15 protein-coding genes, 1 tRNA gene and 1 pseudogene are annotated in these 22290 nt (G+C 68.7%); 12 read left to right on the forward strand and 5 right to left on the reverse strand.

Annotation, left to right across the window (positions count from 1 at the left end):
- Window positions 1-4 precede the first annotated feature (4 nt).
- The 3 genes from ACOQPP_RS17150 (at window position 5) to ACOQPP_RS17160 (ending at window position 4144) form a co-directional block, all read left to right on the forward strand.
- A complete protein-coding gene (locus ACOQPP_RS17150) occupies window positions 5-898 on the forward strand; it encodes a carbohydrate-binding family 9-like protein (RefSeq protein WP_419167561.1) in 894 nt (297 codons plus the stop codon).
- Window positions 895-1974, forward strand: coding sequence for a hypothetical protein (locus ACOQPP_RS17155; protein WP_420637062.1), 1080 nt, complete (start codon window positions 895-897; stop codon window positions 1972-1974). The genes ACOQPP_RS17150 and ACOQPP_RS17155 overlap by 4 nt, the downstream gene beginning before the upstream one ends.
- Window positions 1975-2089: 115 nt before the next feature.
- The gene (locus ACOQPP_RS17160; protein ID WP_420637063.1) at window positions 2090-4144 is read left to right on the forward strand and encodes a S9 family peptidase; all 2055 of its coding nucleotides are present in this window, start codon (window positions 2090-2092) and stop codon (window positions 4142-4144) included.
- Window positions 4145-4156: 12 nt separating this feature from the next.
- Here ACOQPP_RS17160 and ACOQPP_RS17165 read toward each other — a convergent pair whose 3' ends face one another.
- Window positions 4157-6382 carry a DUF5916 domain-containing protein gene (locus tag ACOQPP_RS17165; protein ID WP_420637064.1) on the reverse strand — a complete coding sequence of 742 codons (2226 nt, stop codon included), beginning with the start codon at window positions 6380-6382 and terminating at the stop codon, window positions 4157-4159.
- 176 nt (window positions 6383-6558) lie between these two features.
- On the opposite strand from ACOQPP_RS17165, the gene ACOQPP_RS17170 reads away from it, so the two are divergent.
- The 5 genes from ACOQPP_RS17170 to ACOQPP_RS17190 all read left to right on the forward strand — a co-directional run bounded on the left by ACOQPP_RS17170 (window position 6559) and on the right by ACOQPP_RS17190 (window position 14082).
- Window positions 6559-7731, forward strand: a complete 1173-nt coding sequence (locus tag ACOQPP_RS17170) for an Ig-like domain-containing protein (protein WP_420637065.1) — start codon at window positions 6559-6561, stop codon at window positions 7729-7731.
- Window positions 7728-10556 carry a leucine-rich repeat domain-containing protein gene (locus tag ACOQPP_RS17175; RefSeq protein WP_419167556.1) on the forward strand — a complete coding sequence of 943 codons (2829 nt, stop codon included), beginning with the start codon at window positions 7728-7730 and terminating at the stop codon, window positions 10554-10556. Before ACOQPP_RS17170 ends, ACOQPP_RS17175 begins: the two co-directional genes overlap by 4 nt.
- Window positions 10557-10872: 316 nt before the next feature.
- On the forward strand, window positions 10873-12927 hold the full coding sequence (locus ACOQPP_RS17180) for a bifunctional aldolase/short-chain dehydrogenase (RefSeq protein ID WP_420637066.1): 2055 nt from the start codon (window positions 10873-10875) through the stop codon (window positions 12925-12927).
- Between the two features lie 178 nt (window positions 12928-13105).
- The gene (locus ACOQPP_RS17185) at window positions 13106-13300 is read left to right on the forward strand and encodes a hypothetical protein (protein ID WP_420637067.1); all 195 of its coding nucleotides are present in this window, start codon (window positions 13106-13108) and stop codon (window positions 13298-13300) included.
- Between the two features lie 164 nt (window positions 13301-13464).
- Window positions 13465-14082, forward strand: coding sequence for a porin family protein (locus ACOQPP_RS17190; protein WP_420637388.1), 618 nt, complete (start codon window positions 13465-13467; stop codon window positions 14080-14082).
- Between the two features lie 128 nt (window positions 14083-14210).
- Here the strand turns inward: ACOQPP_RS17190 and ACOQPP_RS17195 are convergent.
- Window positions 14211-15422 (reverse strand): annotated as a pseudogene (locus ACOQPP_RS17195) (amidohydrolase); the annotation flags it as partial.
- Between the two features lie 240 nt (window positions 15423-15662).
- On the opposite strand from ACOQPP_RS17195, the gene ACOQPP_RS17200 reads away from it, so the two are divergent.
- Window positions 15663-15736, forward strand: a tRNA-Arg gene (locus ACOQPP_RS17200).
- A 27-nt stretch (window positions 15737-15763) separates the two neighbouring features.
- Here the strand turns inward: ACOQPP_RS17200 and ACOQPP_RS17205 are convergent.
- A complete protein-coding gene (locus ACOQPP_RS17205; protein WP_419167551.1) occupies window positions 15764-18241 on the reverse strand; it encodes a TonB-dependent receptor plug domain-containing protein in 2478 nt (825 codons plus the stop codon).
- 186 nt (window positions 18242-18427) lie between these two features.
- Here ACOQPP_RS17205 and ACOQPP_RS17210 point away from each other — a divergent pair, with 186 nt between their 5' ends.
- From ACOQPP_RS17210 to ACOQPP_RS17220, 3 genes are all read left to right on the forward strand, one after another.
- Window positions 18428-20104, forward strand: a complete 1677-nt coding sequence (locus ACOQPP_RS17210; protein WP_420637068.1) for a DUF885 family protein — start codon at window positions 18428-18430, stop codon at window positions 20102-20104.
- Window positions 20105-20171: 67 nt separating this feature from the next.
- Complete coding sequence (locus ACOQPP_RS17215; protein ID WP_419167549.1) at window positions 20172-20879, forward strand: HAD hydrolase-like protein; 708 nt, start codon at window positions 20172-20174, stop codon at window positions 20877-20879.
- Entirely contained in the window at window positions 20876-21577 is a 702-nt protein-coding gene (locus tag ACOQPP_RS17220; protein WP_419167548.1) for a uracil-DNA glycosylase, read from the forward strand. Before ACOQPP_RS17215 ends, ACOQPP_RS17220 begins: the two co-directional genes overlap by 4 nt.
- A gap of 40 nt (window positions 21578-21617) precedes the next feature.
- On the opposite strand, the gene ACOQPP_RS17225 is transcribed toward ACOQPP_RS17220, so the two are convergent.
- Complete coding sequence (locus tag ACOQPP_RS17225) at window positions 21618-22028, reverse strand: type II toxin-antitoxin system VapC family toxin (protein ID WP_419167547.1); 411 nt, start codon at window positions 22026-22028, stop codon at window positions 21618-21620.
- Window positions 22029-22283: a type II toxin-antitoxin system Phd/YefM family antitoxin gene (locus ACOQPP_RS17230; RefSeq protein ID WP_419167546.1), complete on the reverse strand. Its 255-nt coding sequence runs from the start codon at window positions 22281-22283 to the stop codon at window positions 22029-22031.
- Window positions 22284-22290 lie beyond the last annotated feature (7 nt).

Raw genomic sequence — 22290 nt, forward strand, 5'->3', positions numbered from 1 at the left:
ACAGGTGCCGGGATCACCCCGTCATCTGCTCCCGGCGATCCCCGTTCTCGGGCTCATGGCGACCGCGGTCCTTCTGCCGCCTGCTTCGGCCGCCGCCCGATCCTCGGCCCCCGTCCGCTCGTATGAGGCTCGACGGGCCGCTTCACCGCCTTCGATCGACGGGGCGCTGGACGACGCGGCGTGGAGGAACGCGCCCTGGACCGAACCCTTCGTCGACATCCGGGGCGAAGGCTGGCCCGAGCCCGCCCTGACCACGCGCGCCAAGGTCACATGGGACGAGCGCCACCTGTACGTGGGGGCCGAACTCGAGGAGCCCCACCTGTGGGCCACGCTCGCCGACCGCGACGCGATCGTGTACAGGGAGCACGATTTCGAGGTCTTCCTCGATCCGGACGGCGACGCGCTTTCCTACTACGAACTCGAGATCAACGCGCTCGGCACGGAGTTCGATCTCTTCCTCGACAGGCCCTACAGCCGCAAGGGGAGGGCGAACGTCGAATGGGACATGGAGGGCCTTCGCACCGCGGTCCGCCTCGACGGTACGCTGAACGACCCGTCCGACGAGGACGCCGGCTGGTCCGTCGAGATCGCGATCCCCTGGTCCGCGCTCCGCCCGCCCGGTGCGGCGCCGGAGGCCGCGGTTCGCCCTCCCCGGCCCGGAGACACCTGGCGCGTCAACTTCTCCCGCGTGCAGTGGCCCCTCGAGATCGTGGACGGGGAGTACCGCAAGGAACGGGAACCCCGGGACTGGAGCGACCATCCCGAGGACAACTGGGTCTGGTCACCGCAGGGTGAGATCGACATGCACATCCCGGAGAGGTGGGGCGTCGTGCGGTTCGTCGATTCGGCGGACCCCTTCCCGGGCGCGGCGCCCGCCCGGGAAGGGACATTTCGATGAGGCGGCGGGACTTCGTCCGCAGCGCCGGGAGCGCCGTCGTCCTCGGGGCGCTGCCCGCCTGCGCGACCCCGCCCCCCGCCGAGTCGTCCTTCACGCTCTGGTCGTGGGTGCACGGGAACCGCGACCGCGACGCGGCCGAGTGGCGCCGTCTCTTCGCCCGCCTGCGCGAGGCGGGTTTCCAGGCGGTCCTCGTGGGCGGCGGCGACATCGAACTCGTCTCCGGGGCCGCGCGTGCCGAGGGACTGGAGTACCACCGCTGGTTCTGGACGCTCAACCGCAACGGGGACGCCCGGGTGCAGGAGGACCACCCGGAATGGTTCACCGTGAGCCGAAATCTCGAGAGTTCGCTCGAGCACCCACCCTACGTAGGGTACTACAGGTGGGTCTGTCCCTCGCGCGCGCCGGTGCGCGAGTACCTGCGCGGACGGATCGCCGAACTCGCGGCCAACCCCGCGGTGGACGGCGTCCATCTCGACTACGTACGCCACTGCGACGTCATCCTGCCCCGGGGCCTGTGGGAGAGGTACGACCTCGTGCAGGATGTCGAGCACCCGGAGTTCGACTTCTGCTACTGCGAGGTCTGCCGGGAGCAGTTCGCCGCCCTGGACGGACGGGATCCGGTGGTGATCGCCGATCCGACGGCCGACGAGGCCTGGCGGCGCTTCCGCTGGGACAGCGTGACCGGCGCGGTCCGGGAACTCGCGGACGCGGCGCACGAGAACGGCAAGCCGATCACGGCAGCGGTCTTCCCGACCCCCTCCATCGCGCGCCGTCTCGTGCGGCAGGACTGGGACCGCTGGCCGCTCGACCGCTTCTTCTCGATGCTCTACCAGGGGTTCTACCTGGAGGACATCCCCTGGATCGGCGACGGCGTGCGCGAGGGCGTCGCGGCGCTGCGGGACCGGGGAGACGCCACGCCGCTGAACGCCGGACTCTACCTGCCTTCCCTCGATCCTCGCGCGCTTGGGGAGGCGGTCGCCACGGCCCGGCGGGCGGGCGCGTCAGGGGTCTCCACGTTCGAGATGGACGGTCTCACCGACGAGCACCTCGCGGCCCTCCGCGACGCGGTGTCCTGACCCCGGCGGGCCCCGCCGGGCGGGCGCCGGGAGCCGACGTACCCTTGTCCCCCGGGGACAGGCCCACCAACATCGATGGACCGCGTTGAGCCACCGCGAACCGCAGGAGTATGCCATGTCTCGCCGTATCCTCGGACTCGGAATCCTCGCCCTCCTCGTCACCGCCATCCCCCTCGCCGCGCAAGGCCGCGCGATGACGATCGTCGATCTCATCGACATCCCGGGCCTCGGCGATCCCCGCATTTCGCCGGACGGATCGGAGGTGCTGTACGTGCGGAGGGACACCGACTGGGAGGCCAACGGAACGGTCTCGCATATCTGGCGGGTCGCCATGGACGGCTCCGGCAGCGTGCAGATGACGAACGGCGAGGACGGTGAATCGACCCCCCGCTGGTCGCCGGACGGCTCGCGCATCGCGTTCGTGGCGAACCGCCACGACACCGAGCGCAACCAGGTCTACGTGATGCCGACCCGCGGCGGCGAGGCACGGGCGGTGAGCGAACATCCGGCGCCCGTGGGTTCGATCACGTGGTCCGCCGACGGGGCGTGGATCTACTTCGTGGCCATCGACGAGAAGTCCGAGGCGGAGAAGGCGCGCGAGGCCGTGAACGACAACGTCTTCCGCTATGAGGAAGACAAGCGCCCGACGGGGCTGTGGCGCGTCCCGAGCGGGGGTGGCCCCGCGGAGCGAGTGACGGAGCCCGGAATGATGGTGCGCGGCTATTCGATCTCGCGCGACGGGATGTTGCTCCTCGTACAACTGGCGCCCACCGCCCTCTACGACGATCTGCTCAACTCCGAGCTGTGGGTGATGAGCCCCGACGGCTCGGGCGGGCGGCAGATCACCGACAATCACGTCGGCGAGGTCAACGTGTCCCTCTCACCCGACAACGGACACGCGCTCTTCATCGCGAATACGAACGACGAACTGAGCGATTTCTACTTCAACCAGCGGCTGTTCGTCGTCCCGACGGATGGCGGGGATCCCGTCTCCGTGCTCCCCGGCGGCAGCTTCGACGTGAACGCGGCCATGTGGTCGCGGGACGGCCGCACGATCTTCTTCCGCGCCAACACGGGGGTTCGCCAGCAGCTCTATTCCGTTCCCGCCGGTGCCTCGGATGCGAGCCGGGCCGAGCCGGTCACCGAAGGGGATCATGCCGTGGGCGCCTGGGACTATCACCCCGCCTCGGGCACCCACCTCTTCTCCATCAACAACCCCGCCAACGCCGGGGATCTGTGGGCGATGGCGGGCTCGGGGTCGCCGCGGCAGGTCACGCGCGTCCTGGACTATCTCGCTGCGGAGTTCCTCCTGCCCCGGGTCGAGGCCGTCCGGTATCCGGGAGAGGACGGGGTCCAGGTCGAGGGTCTGGTCTTCTATCCTATCGACTACCAGGAGGGCGTCCGCTACCCGCTCGTCGTGCAGACGCACGGCGGGCCGCCGTCCTCGGACAAGTTCGGATTCTCGCGCTCGAGCAACTATGAGGCCGTGCTCGCGGCGCGCGGCTGGTTCGTCTTCAAGCCCAACTATCGCGGGTCGACGGGGTACGGCGACGATTTCCTGCGCAACATGATCGGCAACTACTTCGACCAGGCGCACAAGGACGTCATGGCGGGGGTGGACCACTTGGTCGACCGCGGACTCGTGGACGGGGACCGCATGGCGAAGATGGGCTGGAGCGCCGGCGGCCACATGACGAACAAGATCATCACCTACACGGACCGCTTCAAAGCCGCCTCATCCGGCGCCGGCGCCGTGAACTGGATGTCGATGTACGCGCAGTCCGACGTCCGGATCTATCGCACCCCGTGGTTCGGGGGCACCCCCTGGTCCGAGGACGCGCCGATCGAACAGTACATGGCCGACTCGCCGCTCTTCGACCTCCACAAGGTGGTGACGCCGACACTCGTACTGGTCGGGGAGAACGACGAGCGCGTGCCCATGCCGCAGTCCGTCGAACTGTACCAGGGACTCAAGCACAACGGCGTGCCCACGCACCTCTACGTCGCGCCGGAACAGGGCCACGGCTGGGTCGAACTGCAGCAGCGGCTGTTCAAGGCGAACGTGGAACTGGACTGGTACTACCAGTGGGTACTGGACGAGGAGTACGAGTGGGAGACCTCCCCTGTCCACCCCGACAAGAAGGAGGCCGTCACCACCGCCGGCCGATAGGGCGGTCCGGGCTCAGAAGGAGAGCATTCGGGTGAGTTTGAGGGTCAGGCTGCGGCCCGGCGGGGTGCCGTCGCCGGTCGTGATCCGCTGCTCGTTCCAGACGAGGAACAGGTCACTGAGCGGCGCGTGGATGAGGTTGAAGCGGACGTTGGAGTTGAAGACGTTGTATGCGGGGTCGTACTGGACCAGCGCGTCGACGAACATGTCGGGGTTGAACGAATAGTTCGTCCGCACCGTCCACAGCGTCCGTTCGAAGCTGGCGTCGGGGAGGTCCAGAGTCGCGTCCGTCCGCGTCACCGCCACCGAGGCCCGGAAAGTGTGGGACGGCTTGAAGTTCATCGTCAGCGACAGCGTCTTCTGCGTCCCGCTCCACAGTTCGCCCAGCGTGCCCCGCCAGCGGAACGAGAACATGCGGCTCGCGTCCGTCCCCCCCGTCAGCGACCACGGAGCCCAGCTGTAGGATCCCGGCGGGATGGGGTCGATGCGGCGGTCGAGCGTGAACGGCCGGTCGATGCGCTCGAAGCGCGGGTCCACCTGGATCTGGACGTTGCCCCCGCTGTTCATGAAGAATGTGACGCCGGTGTGCAGCCACTTGGCGAGCATCCGGTTGTCGAGGTCGTCGTAGTAGTGCCATTCGAGGTGCGGGTGGATCTCACGCACCCCCAGCCGGCGCGCGAACTCGTACCGGGGCCGGATCCCCCAATCGACGAAATACTTCCGAAACCCGGTGCGCCGGAGGAAGCCGAGGTCGTTCTGGAAGTCCGGCGACATCTCCATGTAGGCGAGCTTGAAGTGCAGGAAGTTGCCGTCGTGGCCGATCGACGCGCGTACGGTGTGGCCGCCTCGCTCGCCGGCGGGCGATGGGGTGACCCCCTCCTCTCCCCCCGGCCCCTTCGCGTCCGAGGCGAGATAGTACACGCTGAGATCGATCTCTCGCGGGAAGCGGATGTTGGTGTCGCCGCCGTAGATGCGGTTGAAGTTCTCCCCGCCCCCGTCGGTCGCGCGCCGGAACATGAAGATTCCGCCGATCTCGGACGACCGGAACAGATTCCTGCGGGCGCGGAAGACCCCGAAGTCGCTGCCGGGCACCCCCTCCACATCGCCGGTGCGCATGGCCATCGCGCCGAGTTGAAAGCCGGCCGCGTTGCCCGTGAGGCGCGCGCCGCCATGGATCGGCTGGGTCCTTCCATCCTCCGTGAGGCCGATACGCCGGCTGAAAAAGGGGAGGAGGTCCTCGTCCACGCGGGGCAGGAGGTTGCCGCGGGTGTTCCGTGCCTGGTCGCCCACGAAGAAGAGCCCCGAATTCTCGAGGAAGAAGCGCCGTTTCTCCGGGAAGAAGAGGCTGAACTGCGTGAGGTTCACGCGCTGCTCGTCCGCTTCGACCTGGGCGAAGTCCGGGTTAACCGTGAGGTCGAGGGCGAGCCCCCGTGTCAGACCCCACTTCAGATCGAAGCCTCCCTGCAGTTCGCTGTCGAACGAGGGGCCGCCGGTGCCGCGGACGGTATTGGCGAGCGCGTACGGGGTGAGTCGAAGGTCTCTGCCCGCGGTGCGCGTGCCCGGCAGGCCGGACAGGGTGCCTGCCAGCGAGAGCCGGGTGAGGCCGTAGGCCCGCGGCACCGGCGCCCAGAAGGCGATTTCGTTGTTGCGTCGGATGCGGCGGCTGAAGTTGATCCCCCACACCTCGCCGGTGGCGGCGGAGCGGATCGACCGGAAGGGGATCTCCATCTCCACGGTCCAGCCGTCCTCCACGCGGGCCGTCTCGACCCGCCAGATGGCGTCCCAGCTCGCGTTGATCTCGCGGCCCTCGTTGGCGATCTGGCGGTCGGTCCGGGCGCCGGCCGGGTTCGTCACGAAGACGTACCCGTTCCGCCGGTCGTGAAACGTGTCGAGGATGACGGCGAACGCATCCTGCACGCGGTCGTCGAAGTCCTTGCGGATGTCGTTCACCACGAGCCGGCCGGGCCGCGCGTCGTGCAGGCGGGCGGCCACGTACAGGTTGCCGTCGCCGTGCGCCACCCAGACGTGGGTATGCTCGGTGGCGGGCAGCCCTTCGTCGGGCTCCGCCTGGATGAAGCCGGTGGCCGGCTCGGCCTGCCAGGCGGGCTCGTCCAGGACCCCGTCCACGCGGATCGGGGCCGTCAGCGTCCGCGCGACGAGCGTGGGGCGGGGCAGGGATGCCACGCCGGCTTCCGCCTCCCCCGGGGCCGGCGGCTCCTGCGCCACGACGGGGAGAGCCACGAGCGGCGCGGCGAGCACGACTGGGACGAGGGCGCTTCCAGCAGCCCGTGGCAAAAGCCCTGCTGCGTTCCATCGTTGGCCGGAGTGTGACTCAGTTCTGCCGATCGACACTCTTGACCTCGTCCGAAGCGCCTCCATAGGTTCCACCACCTCTCGCCATGGGCTAAACTGTTTGCATGTCACATCCTACGATTCCTCTTCCGCTTGTCTTCCGAGCCGGAAAACCCCTTCAGGCAAAGGTTCATTCTGTCGTTGTGGTCGCGGCGCTGGCCGCGCTATGGACAGCGGCCTGCGGCGATGGTGTCACGGAGCCCGCACCCACTCCGAACCGGGCACCGTTGCCGAGCGGCTCGATTCCGGCTCTAACCATAAACGTGGGACAGACTGCCACTGTCAACGTGGCCGGCAATTTCATCGACCCGGACGGCGACGCGCTGACCTACGCGGCCACGAGCACCGGCGCCGACGTGGCTTCCGCGACGGTATCGGGCGACCTGGTGACGGTAACGGCGGTTGCGCGGGGGACCGTAAGCGTGACCGTGACCGCCACCGATCCCGGAGGCCTCAGCGCCGCGCAGAGCTTCGAGGCCAGCGTCCCCAATCGGGCGCCGGAGCCGGTGGGCGCGATTCCGGATCAGACCGTCCACGCCAGGGACTCGGTCACGCTCGATGTCTCGGCCCACTTCACCGACCCCGACGGGGACACGCTCAACTACACGGCCGTAACGGTCAACGCCTCTGTCGCGACGGCATCCGTCTCGGGCGCCATGCTGACGATCCGGGGTGTCGCGGTCGGCGAAACAACGGTGACGGTGACCGCCACCGACCCCGATGACGCCGACGCAGTCCTGACCGCAGACGTAGCCGTCAAGGCCCCGGGACCGGATCTGATCTTCACGGGCGTGTCGCCGGCTTCGGCCACGCTGACGCCGGACAGTTCGGTGACGTTCCGTTTCCGCGTCCGCAACCGGGGCGCGGTCGCTTCGAGCGCGACGACAATCCGCGGCATGAGGTCGCCGAATGACATCGTCAGCACTCGCGACACCGAGCTAAGGTCGTACTCGTTTTCGCCGCTGGGCGCCTCCGAGGAGCGCACTTTCCCGCTCACGATATCCGTCGACGCCCGAAGCGCGGCGGGAACGATCTACATAGGCATGTGCGTCGATTCGGTGCGGGACGAAACCAACACGCGCAACAACTGTTCGGAGGGAGCCCGGCTGACCATCGTCACGTCCTCGACCGGGCGGCGACCGCCGGACGACGGCGACCGCTCGGACATTCCTGTCCGGGCCTCCCGCCCGCCCGCTGGAGAGCCGGGTGGAGACCGCGTGCAGGATTGGACCAGATGAGAAACAGACTCCGCGCGCAGCCGAGCGTCGTCGTGCTGCTGGCGATTACAACAGTTTTCGGCTGCGGCGACGAGTCGGTGGTCGATCCTCCGGCGGCCATCGCACCCCTGTCGGAATCGAACCCGGCGTTCTCGGCGGCGCAGGCGAGCGACCGGGACATCCTCGTCGCGCTCTACCACGCGACCGACGGCTCGAACTGGACCAATTCCGAGAACTGGCTGATGGACGCTACGATCGGAGAGTGGCATGGCGTGGAGGTGGATGCGGACGGGACGGTCGTTTCCCTGGATCTCCAGTCGAACGGACTGAGGGGGCCGATCCCGCCGGAGTTGGGCGGGTTGGCGCACTTGGAGGAACTGCGGCTCAGTGGCAACCAGCTGACCTCCGCCCCGCCGGAGTTGGGCCGCCTGGCCAAGCTTGAGGTCCTGTCGCTTGAAGGGAACCAGTTGACGTGGATCCCCGCGACACTGGGCCGGTTGGAGCGTTTGAAGCTCCTGAATCTCTCCATCAACCGGCTGGCTTCCGTCCCGCGGGCGCTCGGAGGTCTCGCCAACCTGGAAGAGCTGAGGCTCTGGGCCAACGAGTTGACGTACGTCCCCCTGGAATTGGGCGAATTGGGCAACCTCAGGGCGCTGGATCTCGGTGAGAACCGGCTCGCATCTCTTCCACCGGAACTGGGTCGCTTGCAGCGTCTTCGGTTCCTTTGGCTGGAATCGAACGAGCTCACGTCCCTCCCGGAGCAACTGAGCGCATTGAACAGCTTGTGGGAGGTGGCCCTGGAGGGGAACCGGCTGACCTCCTTTCCGCTTGCACCTGGCGGCTTTGCAAGCTTGATGATCCTGGATCTCTCTTCCAACGAGCTCGCGACCTTTCCGTGGGAGTCGGGCGAACTGGGCAACCTCAGGGTGCTGGAACTCGACGGGAATCGGCTGACGGACATTCCGCCCGGACTCGGCCGGGGCGCTAGCGAGACGCGGCTTGCCTCCCACGCCATCGAGTTGCCGTCCCTATCCGGGAGACTGAGCGAATCGGACCATCCCTCGTCGCCGGCCTTACCGTCGCGGGCCGGCAGCTTTGCAAGCCTGGACACTCTGGATCTCTCGTCCAATGAGTTGAGCGGCGCGTTGCCGGCGGGGCTGCTCGGTCTCACGGGCCTCACGAGCTTGAGCCTTGCCGACAACGTCGGGCTGGAGGGGGCACTGCCCTTCGGCCTGACGGCGCTGGAGGGACTCGAGGACCTGCACACGACCGGCACGAATCTCTGCGCCCCGGCGGATCTGGAGCTCCTCGATTGGCTCGACGGCGTAACCCGGCAGCGGGTGGCGCGCTGCGGCGGCGGCGGCGCGGCCGCCTATCTCACACAGGCCGTCCAGTCCCGCGGTTTTCCGGTGCCCCTGGTCGCAGGCGAGCCGGCCCTGCTGCGCGTGTTCGTGACGGCGGCGCAAGGAGCCGCCGTCGGCATGCCCCCTGTCAGGGCCACCTTCCACCGGGACGGGACCGTAACCCACCAGGTGGAGATTCCCGGCGCGTCCGATCCCATCCCGGCGGTGATCGACGAGGGCTCCTTGTCGAACTCGGCAAACGCGGAGATCCCCGGCTGGGTGATCCAGCCCGACCTTGAGGTCGTGATCGAACCGGACCCCGCTGGGACGCTCGATCCGGCGCTGGGCGTGGCGCGGCGCATCCCCGCCGCAGGCCGGATGGCGGTGGACGTGCGCGCGATGCCGGTCTTCGAGGTGACGCTCGTGCCCTTCCTCTGGCAACAGAGCCCGGATGCCTCGATCCTCGAGACCGTCGCTGCCATGGCCGACGACCCGGAGGGCCACGAACTGTTCGAGCGCACGCACCTGCTGCTGCCGGTTTCCGAGATCGACGCGACGGCGCACGGATCGGTCTTGACGTCGACGAACGACGGATTCGAACTCCTCGATGAGGTCGAGATGATCCGGGTCGCCGAGGGCGGGCGCGGCCACTACCTGGCGGTCATGGCGCCCCCAACGACACCAAGGGGGCTCAATGGCGCCGCGAACGGCTCCGGCAGTTGGTCCAGCTTCTCGATCCTCAACTCCGAGGTCATTGCCCATGAGTTCGGCCACAACCGCAGCCTGTACCACGCGCCCTGCGGCTTCCCCGGCGGTACGGACCGGTACTATCCCTATGGCGAGGGAAACATCGGCGCGTGGGGCTACGACTTCGACACCGGGGAGCTGGTTCCGCCGGGCCGGGCGGACTTCATGTCCTACTGCGACCCCACATGGACCAGCGATTACCAGTTCACCAACGCCCTCCGCTACCGAATCGAGACGGAGAGCGGCTCGATCCTGATCGCTGCCGCGGATGTCGCCGCGGCCACGTCCGGTCGCACGTTGCTGCTCTGGGGCGGTTCGGATGGGGTGGGTGCGCCGCGCCTCAGGCCTTCCTTCTTCATCGACGCCCCGCCGGCGCTGCCGGAGGCCGATGGCCCATGGTCGCTCACCGGGGAGGATTCCGGAGGCACGGTGCTCTTCTCGTTGTCATTCGCCATGGCGGAGTTCACCGACACCGACGACGAACGTGCCGGGTTCTCGTTCGCCGTGCCGGTGACGTGGACCGAAGAGCTGGCGCGGATCACGCTGCAAGGCCCGGGAGGCTCCACCAGCCTCGACCGCGGCACCGACCTGCCCATGACCATCCTGCGCGACCCGGCGACACGCCAGATCCGCGGCATTCTCGATGGTCCTCCGGCGCAGCCGGCTCCGCCTCCTGATGCCGCGGCGGCAGCGCGCCGGGAGTTCCAGGTGCTCTTCAGCCGAGGGATCCCGGATCCGGCAGAGGCGCGCCGGTGAGGGGGGTATAACAGAGACTTGCAGGATTCACGCAGAATAGCGCTGTATTCTCCCTGATCGCTCCTCTCCCCGGAGGGGTCCTCGGCAGCGCCTCACCACTCTCGGCGCTGACGCAGGGTTTCGCCACGGGCGCTCGGGGCCAGGTCATCGGATCTCCGGCGAGCCACCCGGCCCGGCGCCGGGACCGCACAATCCTACGCTGCTGGACGAGTTCCGGGGAGGTCCGTACCGTCTCTGCCGGTGGCGGGGCAACGCTTGCGATGGCGGGACGACCCCATCCGCTGGCGGGACACACCCTTGGCGACGGGGAGATGAGATGAAGAGCGCGTGGAACGATCAGGAGGCCGCCGAGCTCGTCGAGCGTTATGCGGTCGACGGAGTCGGGGAAGCGCTCGCGCTACGGGTCTACACGACGCGGCTGCTGGGCTGCGAGCCGCGGCTCGTATTGCACGGGGGCGGGAACACGTCGGTCAAGTCGAGGGCGCGGGACGTGACGGGCGCCGAGCTTGACGTGCTGTACGTGAAGGGCAGCGGGTGGGACATGGGGACGATCGAGCCGCCCGGACTCCCCGCGGTGCAACTCGATCCACTCCTGGGGCTGGCCGAGATCGACGCCCTGTCCGACGAGGACATGGTCAACCTGCAGCGCCGCAATCTGCTCGATTCGAAGGCACCGAACCCCTCGGTCGAGACGCTCCTGCATGCGTGGGTGCCCCGCATGTTCATAGACCACACGCACGCCAATGCGGCCCTCGTGCTCACGGACCAGCCCGGCGGGGAGGAGATCTGCCGCGAGGTCTACGGCGACCGCGCCGCGATCGTCCCCTACATCATGCCCGGCTTCGACCTCGCGAAGGCCGCGAAGGCGGCGGCGGACGCCCATCCGGAGGCGGAGGGGTTCGTCCTCATCAAGCACGGTCTGTTCACCTTCGGGGACACGGCGCGGGAGGCGTATGAACTCATGATCGAGTTCGTCAGCCTCGCCGAAGCGCGCATCGAGCGCGGGCGGAGGACCGTATTCGCCACTACGGCAACACCCGGCGCGGCTGCTTCCGAGAGCGAGATCGCGCCCGCCATCCGTGGCATGCTGGCGAACCAGCGGGAGGATGGCGGGACGGAGTGCGAACGCTTCATCCTCGAACATCGGGCCGGCCCGGCCATCCTCGCCTACGTCGGCGGCGACGAACTGTCGCGCTACAGCCAGGTCGGCACGGTGACGCCGGATCACGCGATACGCACCAAGCCGTTGCCCGTAGTGCTGCCGGCGCCGCCCGCCGGCGACCTCGCCGCCTGGACGGAGCAGGCCCGGGCCGCGGTCGACGCCTACCGGGAGGCCTACGCGGCCTGTTTCGAGCGGCACAATCCGCGCTACGGCGGGACGAAACGCATGCTCGACCCGAGTCCGCGCGTAGTCCTGGTGCCCGGAGTGGGGCTGTTCGCGAGCGGCCGGGACGCCCGGGCCGCGTCGGCCGCCGCCGACCTGGCCGAAACCACGGTCGATGTGATCACGGACGCCGAGTGCATGGACCGCTTCGAGAGCATCGCCGAGGCGGAGCTGTTCGACATCGAGTACTGGTCGCTCGAACAGGCGAAACTGGCCGGCGCGAAGGAGAAGGCGCTGGCCCGGCACGTCGTCGTCGTGACGGGCGGCGCAGGCGCGATCGGCCGGGCCGCGGCCGCCGCCTTCCGGGCCGCCGGCGCCGAAGTCGCCCTGTTCGACCTCCCCGGCCCCGCGCTCGACGACGCCGCCGCAGCCGGAGCGGGGCTCGTCGTCCCATGCGACGTGACGGACGACGCATCCGTCGACCGCGCCTTCGCCACCGTCGCCGCCCGTTTCGGCGGCGTCGACATCCTCGTCTCGAACGCCGGGGCGGCATGGCGCGGTCCCATGGCCGACGTGTCGGACGAGGTGCTGCGAGAGAGCTTCGAGTTGAACTTCTTCGCCCACCAGCGCGTGACCCGCGCCGCCGTCGGCATCATGCGCGCACAGGGGACAGGCGGCTGCCTGCTCTTCAACGTGTCGAAGCAGGCCGTCAACCCCGGCCCCGACTTCGGCCCGTACGGATTGCCGAAGGCGGCGACCCTCGGACTCGTGCGCCAGTACGCCATCGAACACGGCTGGGAGGGGATCCGGTCGAACGGCGTGAACGCCGACCGCATCCGGAGCGGCGTCCTCACCGACGAGATGATCGCGTCCCGCTCCGAGGCGCGCGGCGTGAGCGAGGACGCCTACATGCGCGGCAACCTGCTCGGTCGCGAGGTCAGGGCCGACGATGTCGCCCAGGCGTTCGTCTCCCTGGCACTCGCGCGAGCCACGACCGGCGCCGTCCTCACCGTAGACGGCGGCAACGTCGCCGCCGCGCTCCGCTGACAGGGGCGGGGCGGGTGCAGATTGTCAATCAGAATGACAATCTGCGCATCCGTGAGATCGAGGCATCATGAAATTGCGGGGAACGAAGACCCTTCTCTTCACGGGTGCGCTCGCTCTCGCGGGCTGCGCCCCGGACGCGGGAACCGAGGATCCCGGCTGGCCCGGAGAGACGTGACCCGTGTCCACGGCCGAGTCCGAGGGCATCGATCCAGCCGCGATCGACTCGCTGATCGCGGACATCGATGCCGGTCGGTACGGCCTCATCGACCACTTCCTCCTTATCCGCAACGAGCGCGTGATCGGGACCAGTTGGACGGCGCTGCAGGGCCGCATCCTCCCCGCCATCGAATCAACGAAACGACGGCACCCCTGATTTGCGGATTCCACCCGACCGCGCGACACCCTCCACATAGCGTGGTCGCTTTGCCGCCCCCGCGACACGAAGGTAGCTTCGGGCACGATTCGTGGATCACCCCCCGCTCGTCCACCTCGGAGGATGCCGTGAAGCTCCCCCGCCGTCTGCTGAGAGTGCTTCTCGTGGCCGCCTGCGCTTCACCTGTTCCGGTCCTCGCCGGACAGACCACGGTCGGCCTGCATGGGGGCCTGACCCGCGCGACGTTCTCCGATCTGGACGCGCTCGTAGAACAGGAATCTCGGTCCGGGGTCCGCGTCGGCGTGTCCGCGACCGTCCCGGTCTCGGGCAGCCTGGGCCTCCGATTCGCGGGGAGCTACGTCCAGGCCGGCGGCGGCTTCGCCCTGCCGAACTTCGGGGAGGACGGCTCGAGCGTCCGGGCCGGGATCAACCTCGACTACTTCCGTCTCTCGGCTCTGGCGCGGGCCGCGTTACCCATGGAGAGCAGCAATGTGGCCGTATACCTCCTGGCCGGGCCGTTCGCGGGATTCAGGACGGGCTGCTCCACGTCGATCGCAGAGCAGGGAGTGAGCTTCAGCGCCGACTGCGAGGCCGATTTCGAAGGCGATTTGTCGACCACCGATTTCGGAATCTCTGGAGGCGTGGGCTTGGAAGTCGGTGTTTCGAACAGCATGGGAGTGGCGCTCGAGGCCTTGTACGACCTGGGTCTGACGGACATTGATCTGGAGGACACGAAGACCCGTGTCTTCTCGATTGTGGCGGGGCTCGTCTTTTCTCTCTGAGCCCGACTCAGGCCGGTTCGAGCCTTGCGGCGTGCTGCTCGATCCGGGAGGCCAGCCTCTCTCATCTCGTTGAGGACCGTTGCCTCATCGATCGTCTCCAGCGTCCGGTCGCGCATGACCCAGCGGCCGTCGATCATGACCGAACGGACATCATCCCGGCCCACCGCGTAAACGAGATGCGCGTAGATGTCGAACATCGGCGTCAGGTGCGGGCGTGCGAGGTCTACGAGCATGAGGTCTGCCCGGAACCCCTCCGCCAGCCGACCCACCCGGTCTCCCAGGCCCAGCCCCTCGGCGCCGACCGTCGTCGCCATGCGCACGATTTGCTGCGCGGGCGTAAGCACCGGGTTCTGATGGACGCCGCGCTGAAGGAGTCCGGCGAAGCGCATCGCGGTCCACATATCGAGGTCGTTGGAACTCACCGGGCCGTCCGTCCCGATGAGCACCGGGATGCCCTCGTCCAGCATGCGCGCGACCGGCGCGATGCCGGACCCGAGCTTGAGGTTGGAGAGCGGGTTGTGAAGGATCGCCGTCCCCTTCCGCCGGAGGCGGGCGAAGTCATCGTCCGTCAGGTGGACGCAATGCGCGAGCACGGTCGGTCCGTCGAGGATCCCGAGTTCGTCGAGGTGCGCCGCCGGCGTGCGTCCGTAGCGCTCGATCGTCTGCCGCGCCTCGGTCGCCGTCTCCGAGCAGTGGGTGTGGAACAGCGCCCCGGAACGGTCCGCGAGGTCGCGCGCCGCCCTGAGACCCTCCGGCGATACGGTGAGCTGGTTGTGCGGTTGCACGCACGGCGTGATCAGCGGTTCGTTCGCGTAGCGTTCCAGCCAGCGCTCCCCGATGGCCACCCGGCTCTCGACGGAGACACCGTCGGGTCCCTCGAAATCGAAGAAGATCGGACCGGTCACGAGCCGGAAGCCCGCACCGATCGCGGCATCGGCGGCCGACTCGGGATACCAGAACATGTCGAGCGCGCAGGTCGTCCCGCTGCGGATCATCTCGGCCAGCGACAACCGCGCCCCAAGCTCGACGCTCTCCCGGCTCACGAACTCCCGTTCCGAGATCCACAGGCGCTCGAGCCAGGCTTCCAGCGGCAGCTCCTCGACCAGGCCGCGAAAGAGGGAGTCGCCCAGGTGTGTGTGTGCGTTCACGAGGCCGGGCATGAGGAGTTGCCCGGTCGCGTCAACGGTTTCGGCGGCGTCGCAGCCCTCGAGTTCGGCGCGTGTCCCCACGGCGACGATCTCGCCGTCCCGTATCGCCACGGCGCCGGGGTCGAGGACGCGTTCCCCCGCATCCATGGTGACGACCAGCGGGCCGAGGATGAGCGTGTCTACAGGTTGCATGTCACGGTTCCGGCGAGACTGACGTTACACCGCGGTCGGCGCGGAGGCCCGTCGCTGTGGCGGCGAGAAGATGCCCTCCCAGCCGCAGGTCGGCGCAATCTCTCTCCCTCGCGCGGTGATTTTAAATCGCTGGCTGTGACTGAGCCGGAGTGGGTTGCTTGGCCGCCCTCCGGCCCGGCCGCTAGATTCCCGGTGCGGGGCGCGGTGTGTGGTCTATCCCATGTGACGCGGTTCCGCCACGGCCCCGTAGCTCAGGTGGATAGAGCGCGGGATTCCTAATCCCGAGGCCGCTGGTTCGAGTCCAGCCGGGGTCATTCCGGTCAGCCGCCGCCGTCGGTGGCCTAGTTCCCAACCACGTTGACCCGCAGGTACCAGATGCGTCCCGCAACACCGTAGGGTGACTCCGAGGGGTACTCCATCGTCCAGAGTTGAGCCACGGCGTCGTCCGGGAGCCGGTTTGGCAGACGGTCGAGCAGGTTGTTGGCCCCGACGCCCACCTGGATGCGGTCGCCCACCTGGAACCTGACCTCCAGGTCGGCGATGGCCGCCGCGTCGATCGTGACGTTCTCCTCGAAGATGAACGGGGTTGTGACGGAGCCGATGTGGTTCAAGCCGAACCTCGCACCAAACCCCTGTGCGAAACGTACGTCGGCGCTGACGCCGATCCGCCGTCCGGGTTGGGAGTCCTCGATCAGGGTCTGCTGGGTGTCTCCGATGAAGTTTTCGTTGCGGTTGGCGGTGATCCTGGTGCTGTTCCGGTGCAGGCTGGCCGACAGATCCGCGGCCCCCCAGTCCATGCCGCGGAAGCGCCAGCTCGCCGCCACGTCGAACCCCTGCGTGCGCGTGTCGATCGCGTTGGTCCAGAACGCCACGGCATCCACCGGCCGACCCTGAAACTGTGCGCCGGGCCGAAGCCCGTGGCTCGGATTGAGGCTCTGCGTCAGGGCAATCGCGTCGCTGACGGCGACACGGTAGTAGTCCGCCGTCACCAGCAGGCCGGCGTCGTTGGAATAGACGAGTCCGCCCGTGAAGCTGAGCGAAGTCTCGTGGCTCAGCGAGCAGGCCCCGAAGTCGGAGCACGCGATCGGATCGCCCTCGGGCAGGAATCCGGCGCTCACCAGACCCTCGCTGCCGCCCACGAACCCGATCGTATTGAAGCCCCGCTGCGGTAGTCGCGGGGCCCGGAAGCCTGTGGAAACGGCGGCGCGGAGAGCGGCGCCCGATTCGCCCAGCCCCAAGCGGCCGGCAAGCTTGCCGGTCAGCGAACTTCCGGCGTCGGTATAGTGCTCGTAACGAAGGGCGCCGCCCAGGGTGCGCCCGCCCGGCGAGCGCAACTCCATGTCCGCATACGCTCCGACGCTGTTGCGGTCCTGCTCGCTCAGTGAAGCCGAGGTCGGGCTGTAGCCGGGGTAGCCCTGTATCCCGCAGCTTGCGTAGACCGTCCCGTCGTTCTGGTGATGGGCCGCCGGGAAGCTGCCGGGCGTATCGCTCGGTCCGCACGCCCACGAGGCCCGGTTGCCGGCTTCCATCCAGTACGAGTCCCTCCGGAAAGCGCCGCCAACTGACAGAAACGCCGGGGTCGAACCCACCTCGAGCTCCCGCGTCGCGTCGGCGTTCAGCGTCCACTGGCGCACGTTGAGCCCGCCGCTGAACGTGTTCCTGGGTCCGGCGTTGGCGGCGATGGAGGCTCCGTCGGCGCCGGGGTTCCTTGCCAGGAACTCGGCCGCGTAGGACGGGTTGATCGAATTCTCGGCGTGGAAGGCGAACCGGCCGTGCCCGAACCCGAGACTGAGATCTCCCGACCACTCGCCCATGTCGCCGCGCAGCCCCGCCACGGCGGACTTGTCCGTGAGGTCCGACTCCTCGATGGGGAAGAAGCCATCCGGGTAGACGTAGCTGACCGAGCGAGGCACCCAGTCCGCCTTGCGGTACAGGCCGTCCGAGACCGCTTCGCGCGCGGAGTATCCCCCGAAGGCATAGAACTCGGCCGATTCGCCGACGGGGACCGCGGCATTGGCCATGAAAGCGGCGCCCTTGTAGTCGGGCTCGCCGTTTCGCTGCAGCTGGATGACCTTTCCGCCATCCGCACAGGGGCCGTAGGACGGGTCCGGACCGAAGCAGGTGGGTGCGGCGCCCGCCCGGTTCGTGACATCCTGCCGCGCGATCTCCATCGTGATGTTGAAGAAGCCGTCTCCGAGCGGAACCCCGGCGTTGGCCGAAGTGAACAGCCTCATTCCGTCGCCACGCGATGTTCGGCCGAGCAAGGTGGCCGCGCTGACCCCGCTGGCGTCGTCCTTGAGCACGATGTTGATCACGCCGGCGATGGCATCCGAGCCGTACTGCGAAGCCGCGCCCTCGCGCAGGACTTCGATCCGTTTGATGGCGTGGACCGGAATCGCACGCAGGTCCGTACCCGTCGTCCCCTGCCCGGCCGCCGCGAGCAGCTTCGCGAATGCGACTCCGTGCCGCCGCTTGCCGTTGACCAGGACGAGCACCTGGTCGCCGTTCATGCCGCGCAACGTGGCTACGTGGAGGGCCGCGCCATCGCCGGCGGACAACCGCGTGGAATTGAAGGACGGCGCGATGCTGCCCAGCACCTCTGCAAGGTCGACCTCGCCCAGGCGCGCGATTTCCTCGGCGCTGTAGATGTCCACGGGGACGGAAAGGGTTGCGGGATCCGCGACGCCCGCCCGCGAACCCACCACGACCTCGAGCTCCTCGACCACGACGACCGTGTCCGGCGGTTCCTGGGCCGATGTCGAGCCGGTCGAAGCAAGGGTTGCGAGGACCGCCGGGGCGAGGAATGAAGAAGCCTTCATGATCACTCCGTTCTGCCAACAGTAGCGAGTGGTTTCCATGTCAGGAGAGGCACTGCGGCGTTCTCTACGCACGACGAAACAGGCAAGCTCATGGCGATCGCCCCTCGGCATGTGGTCACATCCTCGGTATGATTATGCGACGCGCCGCCGGTGTGCGCACGAGCCCCCCCCAATTCGGGAGGCGCCATGTCTCGCAGTAAACTCCGTCCATCCTTCATCCTGGTGGCCGTCGCGATTCTCGTCCTCGGCTATCTCCTGGTCCAGGTCGCGAACGACCCGGTGGATTCTATCGTGGCCGAGGGCCCGGGCGCGCACGCCGACCTTGTCGAGTTGTTCGACGCGTGGCGCGAGTTCGAGCGGCCGGAGTTCGTGGAGGGCGTGCCCGACTACTCGGCGGCGGCGATGGCGCGCCAGCAGGGGGAGTTGCCGCAATGGCAGACGCGGTTGCAGGCGCTCGCTCCCGGGGAATGGGAGGTCGAGGAGCAGATCGACTGGCACCTCGTACGCGCGGAGATGAACGGGCTCGACTTCGATCACCGCGTGCGGCGTCCGTGGGCGCGCGACCCCGCCTTCTACGCGACGATCTTCGCGGCGGAGAGCGACGTCCCGGCGCACGAAGGCCCGGTGATCCACGGCTGGATCGACCTCTGGACGTACGACTATCCGCTTTCCGGGGCCGACGCCGCGGAACTCGCCGCGAGGATCGGCGCCATCGCGCCGCTGCTGGAGCAGGCGCGGGAGAACCTCGCCGGCTCGAACGCGCGCGACCTCTGGCTGGGCGGGGTGCGGGCCTTCAGGGGGCAGGTGAGGGACCTCGACGACTTCGCGGCCCGGGTGGCGGGGACGAGCGCCGATCTCGACCAGGCCATCGCCGCCGCGCGCGCCGCCTCGGAGGCGTTCATCGCCTGGCTGGAGGAGGAGGCGCCCTCGCGCACGGGTCCGTCGGGGGTCGGGAGGGAGAACTACACCTGGTACATGCAGAACGTGCATCTCGTCCCGTACTCGTGGGAGGAGCAGGTGACGATCATGCGGCGCGAACTCGCCCGCGCCCACGCCTCGATGCGGCTGGAGGAGAACCGCAACCGCGCCCTCCCGGAACTCGAACGCATCGCCTCGCCAGAGGAATACGACCGCCGGCTGGACGGATCCGTGGACCGCTACATGCGCTTCCTCGAAGAGGAGGAGGTGCAGACGACGGCGGAGTGGATGGACCCGGCCCTCCGCGCGGTGAACGGGAGCTTCACCCCCGCCGAGGCCGGCCAGATCCGGAACTTCTTCTCGGAGGTCAACTACCGCGACCCGGATTCGTTCCGGCCGCACATGCACCACTGGATCGAACTCGCCCGCATGCGCGAGGATCCGCACGCGAGCCCGATCCGGGCCACGCCATCGCTCTACAACATCTTCGACTCACGCTCGGAGGGGCTCGCCACGGGGGTCGAGGAGATGTTCATGCATCTGGGACTGCTCGAGGGCTCGCCCCGCTCGCGTGAACTCACCTGGATCATGCTCGCGCAGCGGGCCGCGCGGGCGCTCAGCGGCCTGTACCTGCACGGAGACGTATTCGATATGGAGGAGGCGGTCGCTCACGCCATGCGGTGGACGCCCCGCGGCTGGCTCCCCGACGGCGATCTCGTGCGCGGCGAGCAGAGCCTCTACCTGCGGCAGCCGGGCTACGGCACGAGCTACGTGACGGGGAAGGTGCAGATCGAGGAACTGCTGGCGGAGTACGCGATCGAGGAGGGCGAGGACTTCAGCGTGAAGCGCTTCTTCGACGCGTTCCAGGACGCGGGCGTCATCCCCATCGTCCTCACCCGCTGGGAGATGACGGGCCAGGAGGACGGGATCCTGGAGGCGAACTGAGGCGGCCGGGCCGGGCCAGCCCCCCGCATGGCGCGGCCGCGTCACCGCCGCGCATGAGTGCCACGGCATGAGTGCGACCTGGGTTCAGACGTCGCGGCGGCTCCTTCCGCGCCTGGCTCGGTTGTCGCGCGAGATCCGGCCCACCTTCCATCTCGATTCGGTGAACGAGATCAGCCCCGGGACGCTGCGCGATCTGGGGGTCGAAGCCGTCCTCTGGGACGTGGACGGAACGCTCATGGCGCACCACTCCGACCGAGTCGATCCGCCGCTGTCGGCGGCGTTCGAGGCCCTGCTCGGCGCGCCGGGGCTGCGGCACGCGATCGTCTCCAACTGCCAGGAGGATCGCTTCGCCGAACTCGGGCGCATCTTCCCCGGCATGCCGATCGTGCTCGGCTACGAGACGGGGGCGGGGGCGGCGTTCCGGGTCCGCCGCGGCGCCGCCGAAGAATGGCGCGGGCCGGGCGCCGGGGACGGGTCGGATCCCGCCAACGCGCCCGGCAGCGGTGTGGGGGCGCGGCCGATTCGGAAGCCGAGTCGCCGTCTCGTGCGGGCCGCGCTCGACGTGCTCGATTTCGCGGATCGCCCGGAGGCCGCGCTCATGGTCGGAGACCAGTACTTCACGGACATCGCGTCGGCCAGCCTGGCGGGCATCCGCTCCGTGAAGGTCACGACCCTGCACCGGGCGAGCTTCCCGTCTCCGGTGCGGGTGTCGCAGCGGCTCGAGGGGCTGCTGTACCGGCTGAAGTACGGCCTTCCCGGGCGCGGGCTCGCTTGACCGATCCGACCCTCGCCGCTCTCGAACGGGAGGTCACCGCGTGCCGCAGGTGTCCGCGGCTCGTCGAGTGGCGCGAGCGGGTGGCGCGCGAACGCCGGGCCGCCTTCCGCGACGAGACGTACTGGGGGCGTCCCGTGCCGGGGTTCGGCGACCCGGCCGCGCGGCTCCTCATCGTCGGGCTCGCCCCGGCCGCGCACGGGGCCAACCGAACGGGGCGCATGTTCACCGGCGACCGGTCGGGCGACTGGCTCTACCGGGCCCTGCACCGAGCCGGGTTCGCCTCGCAGCCGGGCTCGACCGGACGCGACGATGGGCTGGTGCTCCGGGCCGCCTGGGTGACCGCCGCCGTGCGCTGCGCCCCGCCCGCCAACAAGCCCACCGCCGGGGAGCGCGAACGATGCCGCGGCTATCTCGAGCGCGAACTGGACATCTTCGCCGGCGCCCCCGTCATCGTCGCCCTCGGCGGGTTCGCCTTCGCCGCGCTACTGAGGATCCTCCGCGGGCGGGGCGAGGTGGTGCCCCGGCCTGCGCCCCGCTTCGGCCACGGGGTGGAGGTCGAGATCGGACGCCATGTGCTGATCGGCTCGTATCACCCGAGCCAGCAGAACACCTTCACGGGCACGCTCACCGAGTCCATGTTCGACGCCATCTGGGCACGCGCGGCCGAGTTGGCCCGCGTCCCGCAATCCCGTCGGTGAGCCACCGTAGTGCGGGATGCCGTGCCGCCTCCGGATACACTCATCCATGCGAGGAGGGGTCCAGCACGCGCACGCCCGTCGGCTCGAAGTGGCGAACGTTGCGCGTAACCACGGTCAAGCCGTGCTCCAGGGCGGTGGCCGCGATCAACAGATCCGAACCTTCATGGCCGATTGCGGCCGAGAGCTGACCCCAACGTCGAGCCGTCGCCGCGTCGACACCGAGGAGACGTTCCCCGTACAACAGGAGTACGCGGTCCAGCCAGGCGGCGAGAGCCTCGGCGAATGCCGGGTCGCGAGCCCGTTGCCGAGCTATCCCCCGCTCGATTTCCCCGATGGATATGACGCTCAGGTGGAGATCTGCCGTCCTCTGGCGGGCCAGCCAGTTCGCGACGGGCTGCGCCCGGTCCGGTCTGCGGTGCGCCGACAGCACGTCCGTATCGAGCAGGAACAATCAGAACTCCACGGGCCGCGGGATCACCTTGAGCCGTTCCAGTTCCTCACCCTGGTCGGGCATCGAGAGCAACAGCTCCGCGAAGCTGGGGGCTTTCGCCTTTTCCAACCGACGAAGTCGTTCATACTCCCCGACCGCGATCACGACCACGGCCGGCTTGCCCCGGCGGGTAACGCGCTGAGGCTCGCCCGCCACAGCTGCGTCGACGACTGCGCTGAACCGGTTCTTTGCATCGTAGAGTGGCCACTCGGTCATCAGATCC

Source organism: Candidatus Palauibacter sp. (assembly GCF_965222475.1).
GTDB lineage: Bacteria > Gemmatimonadota > Gemmatimonadetes > Palauibacterales > Palauibacteraceae > Palauibacter.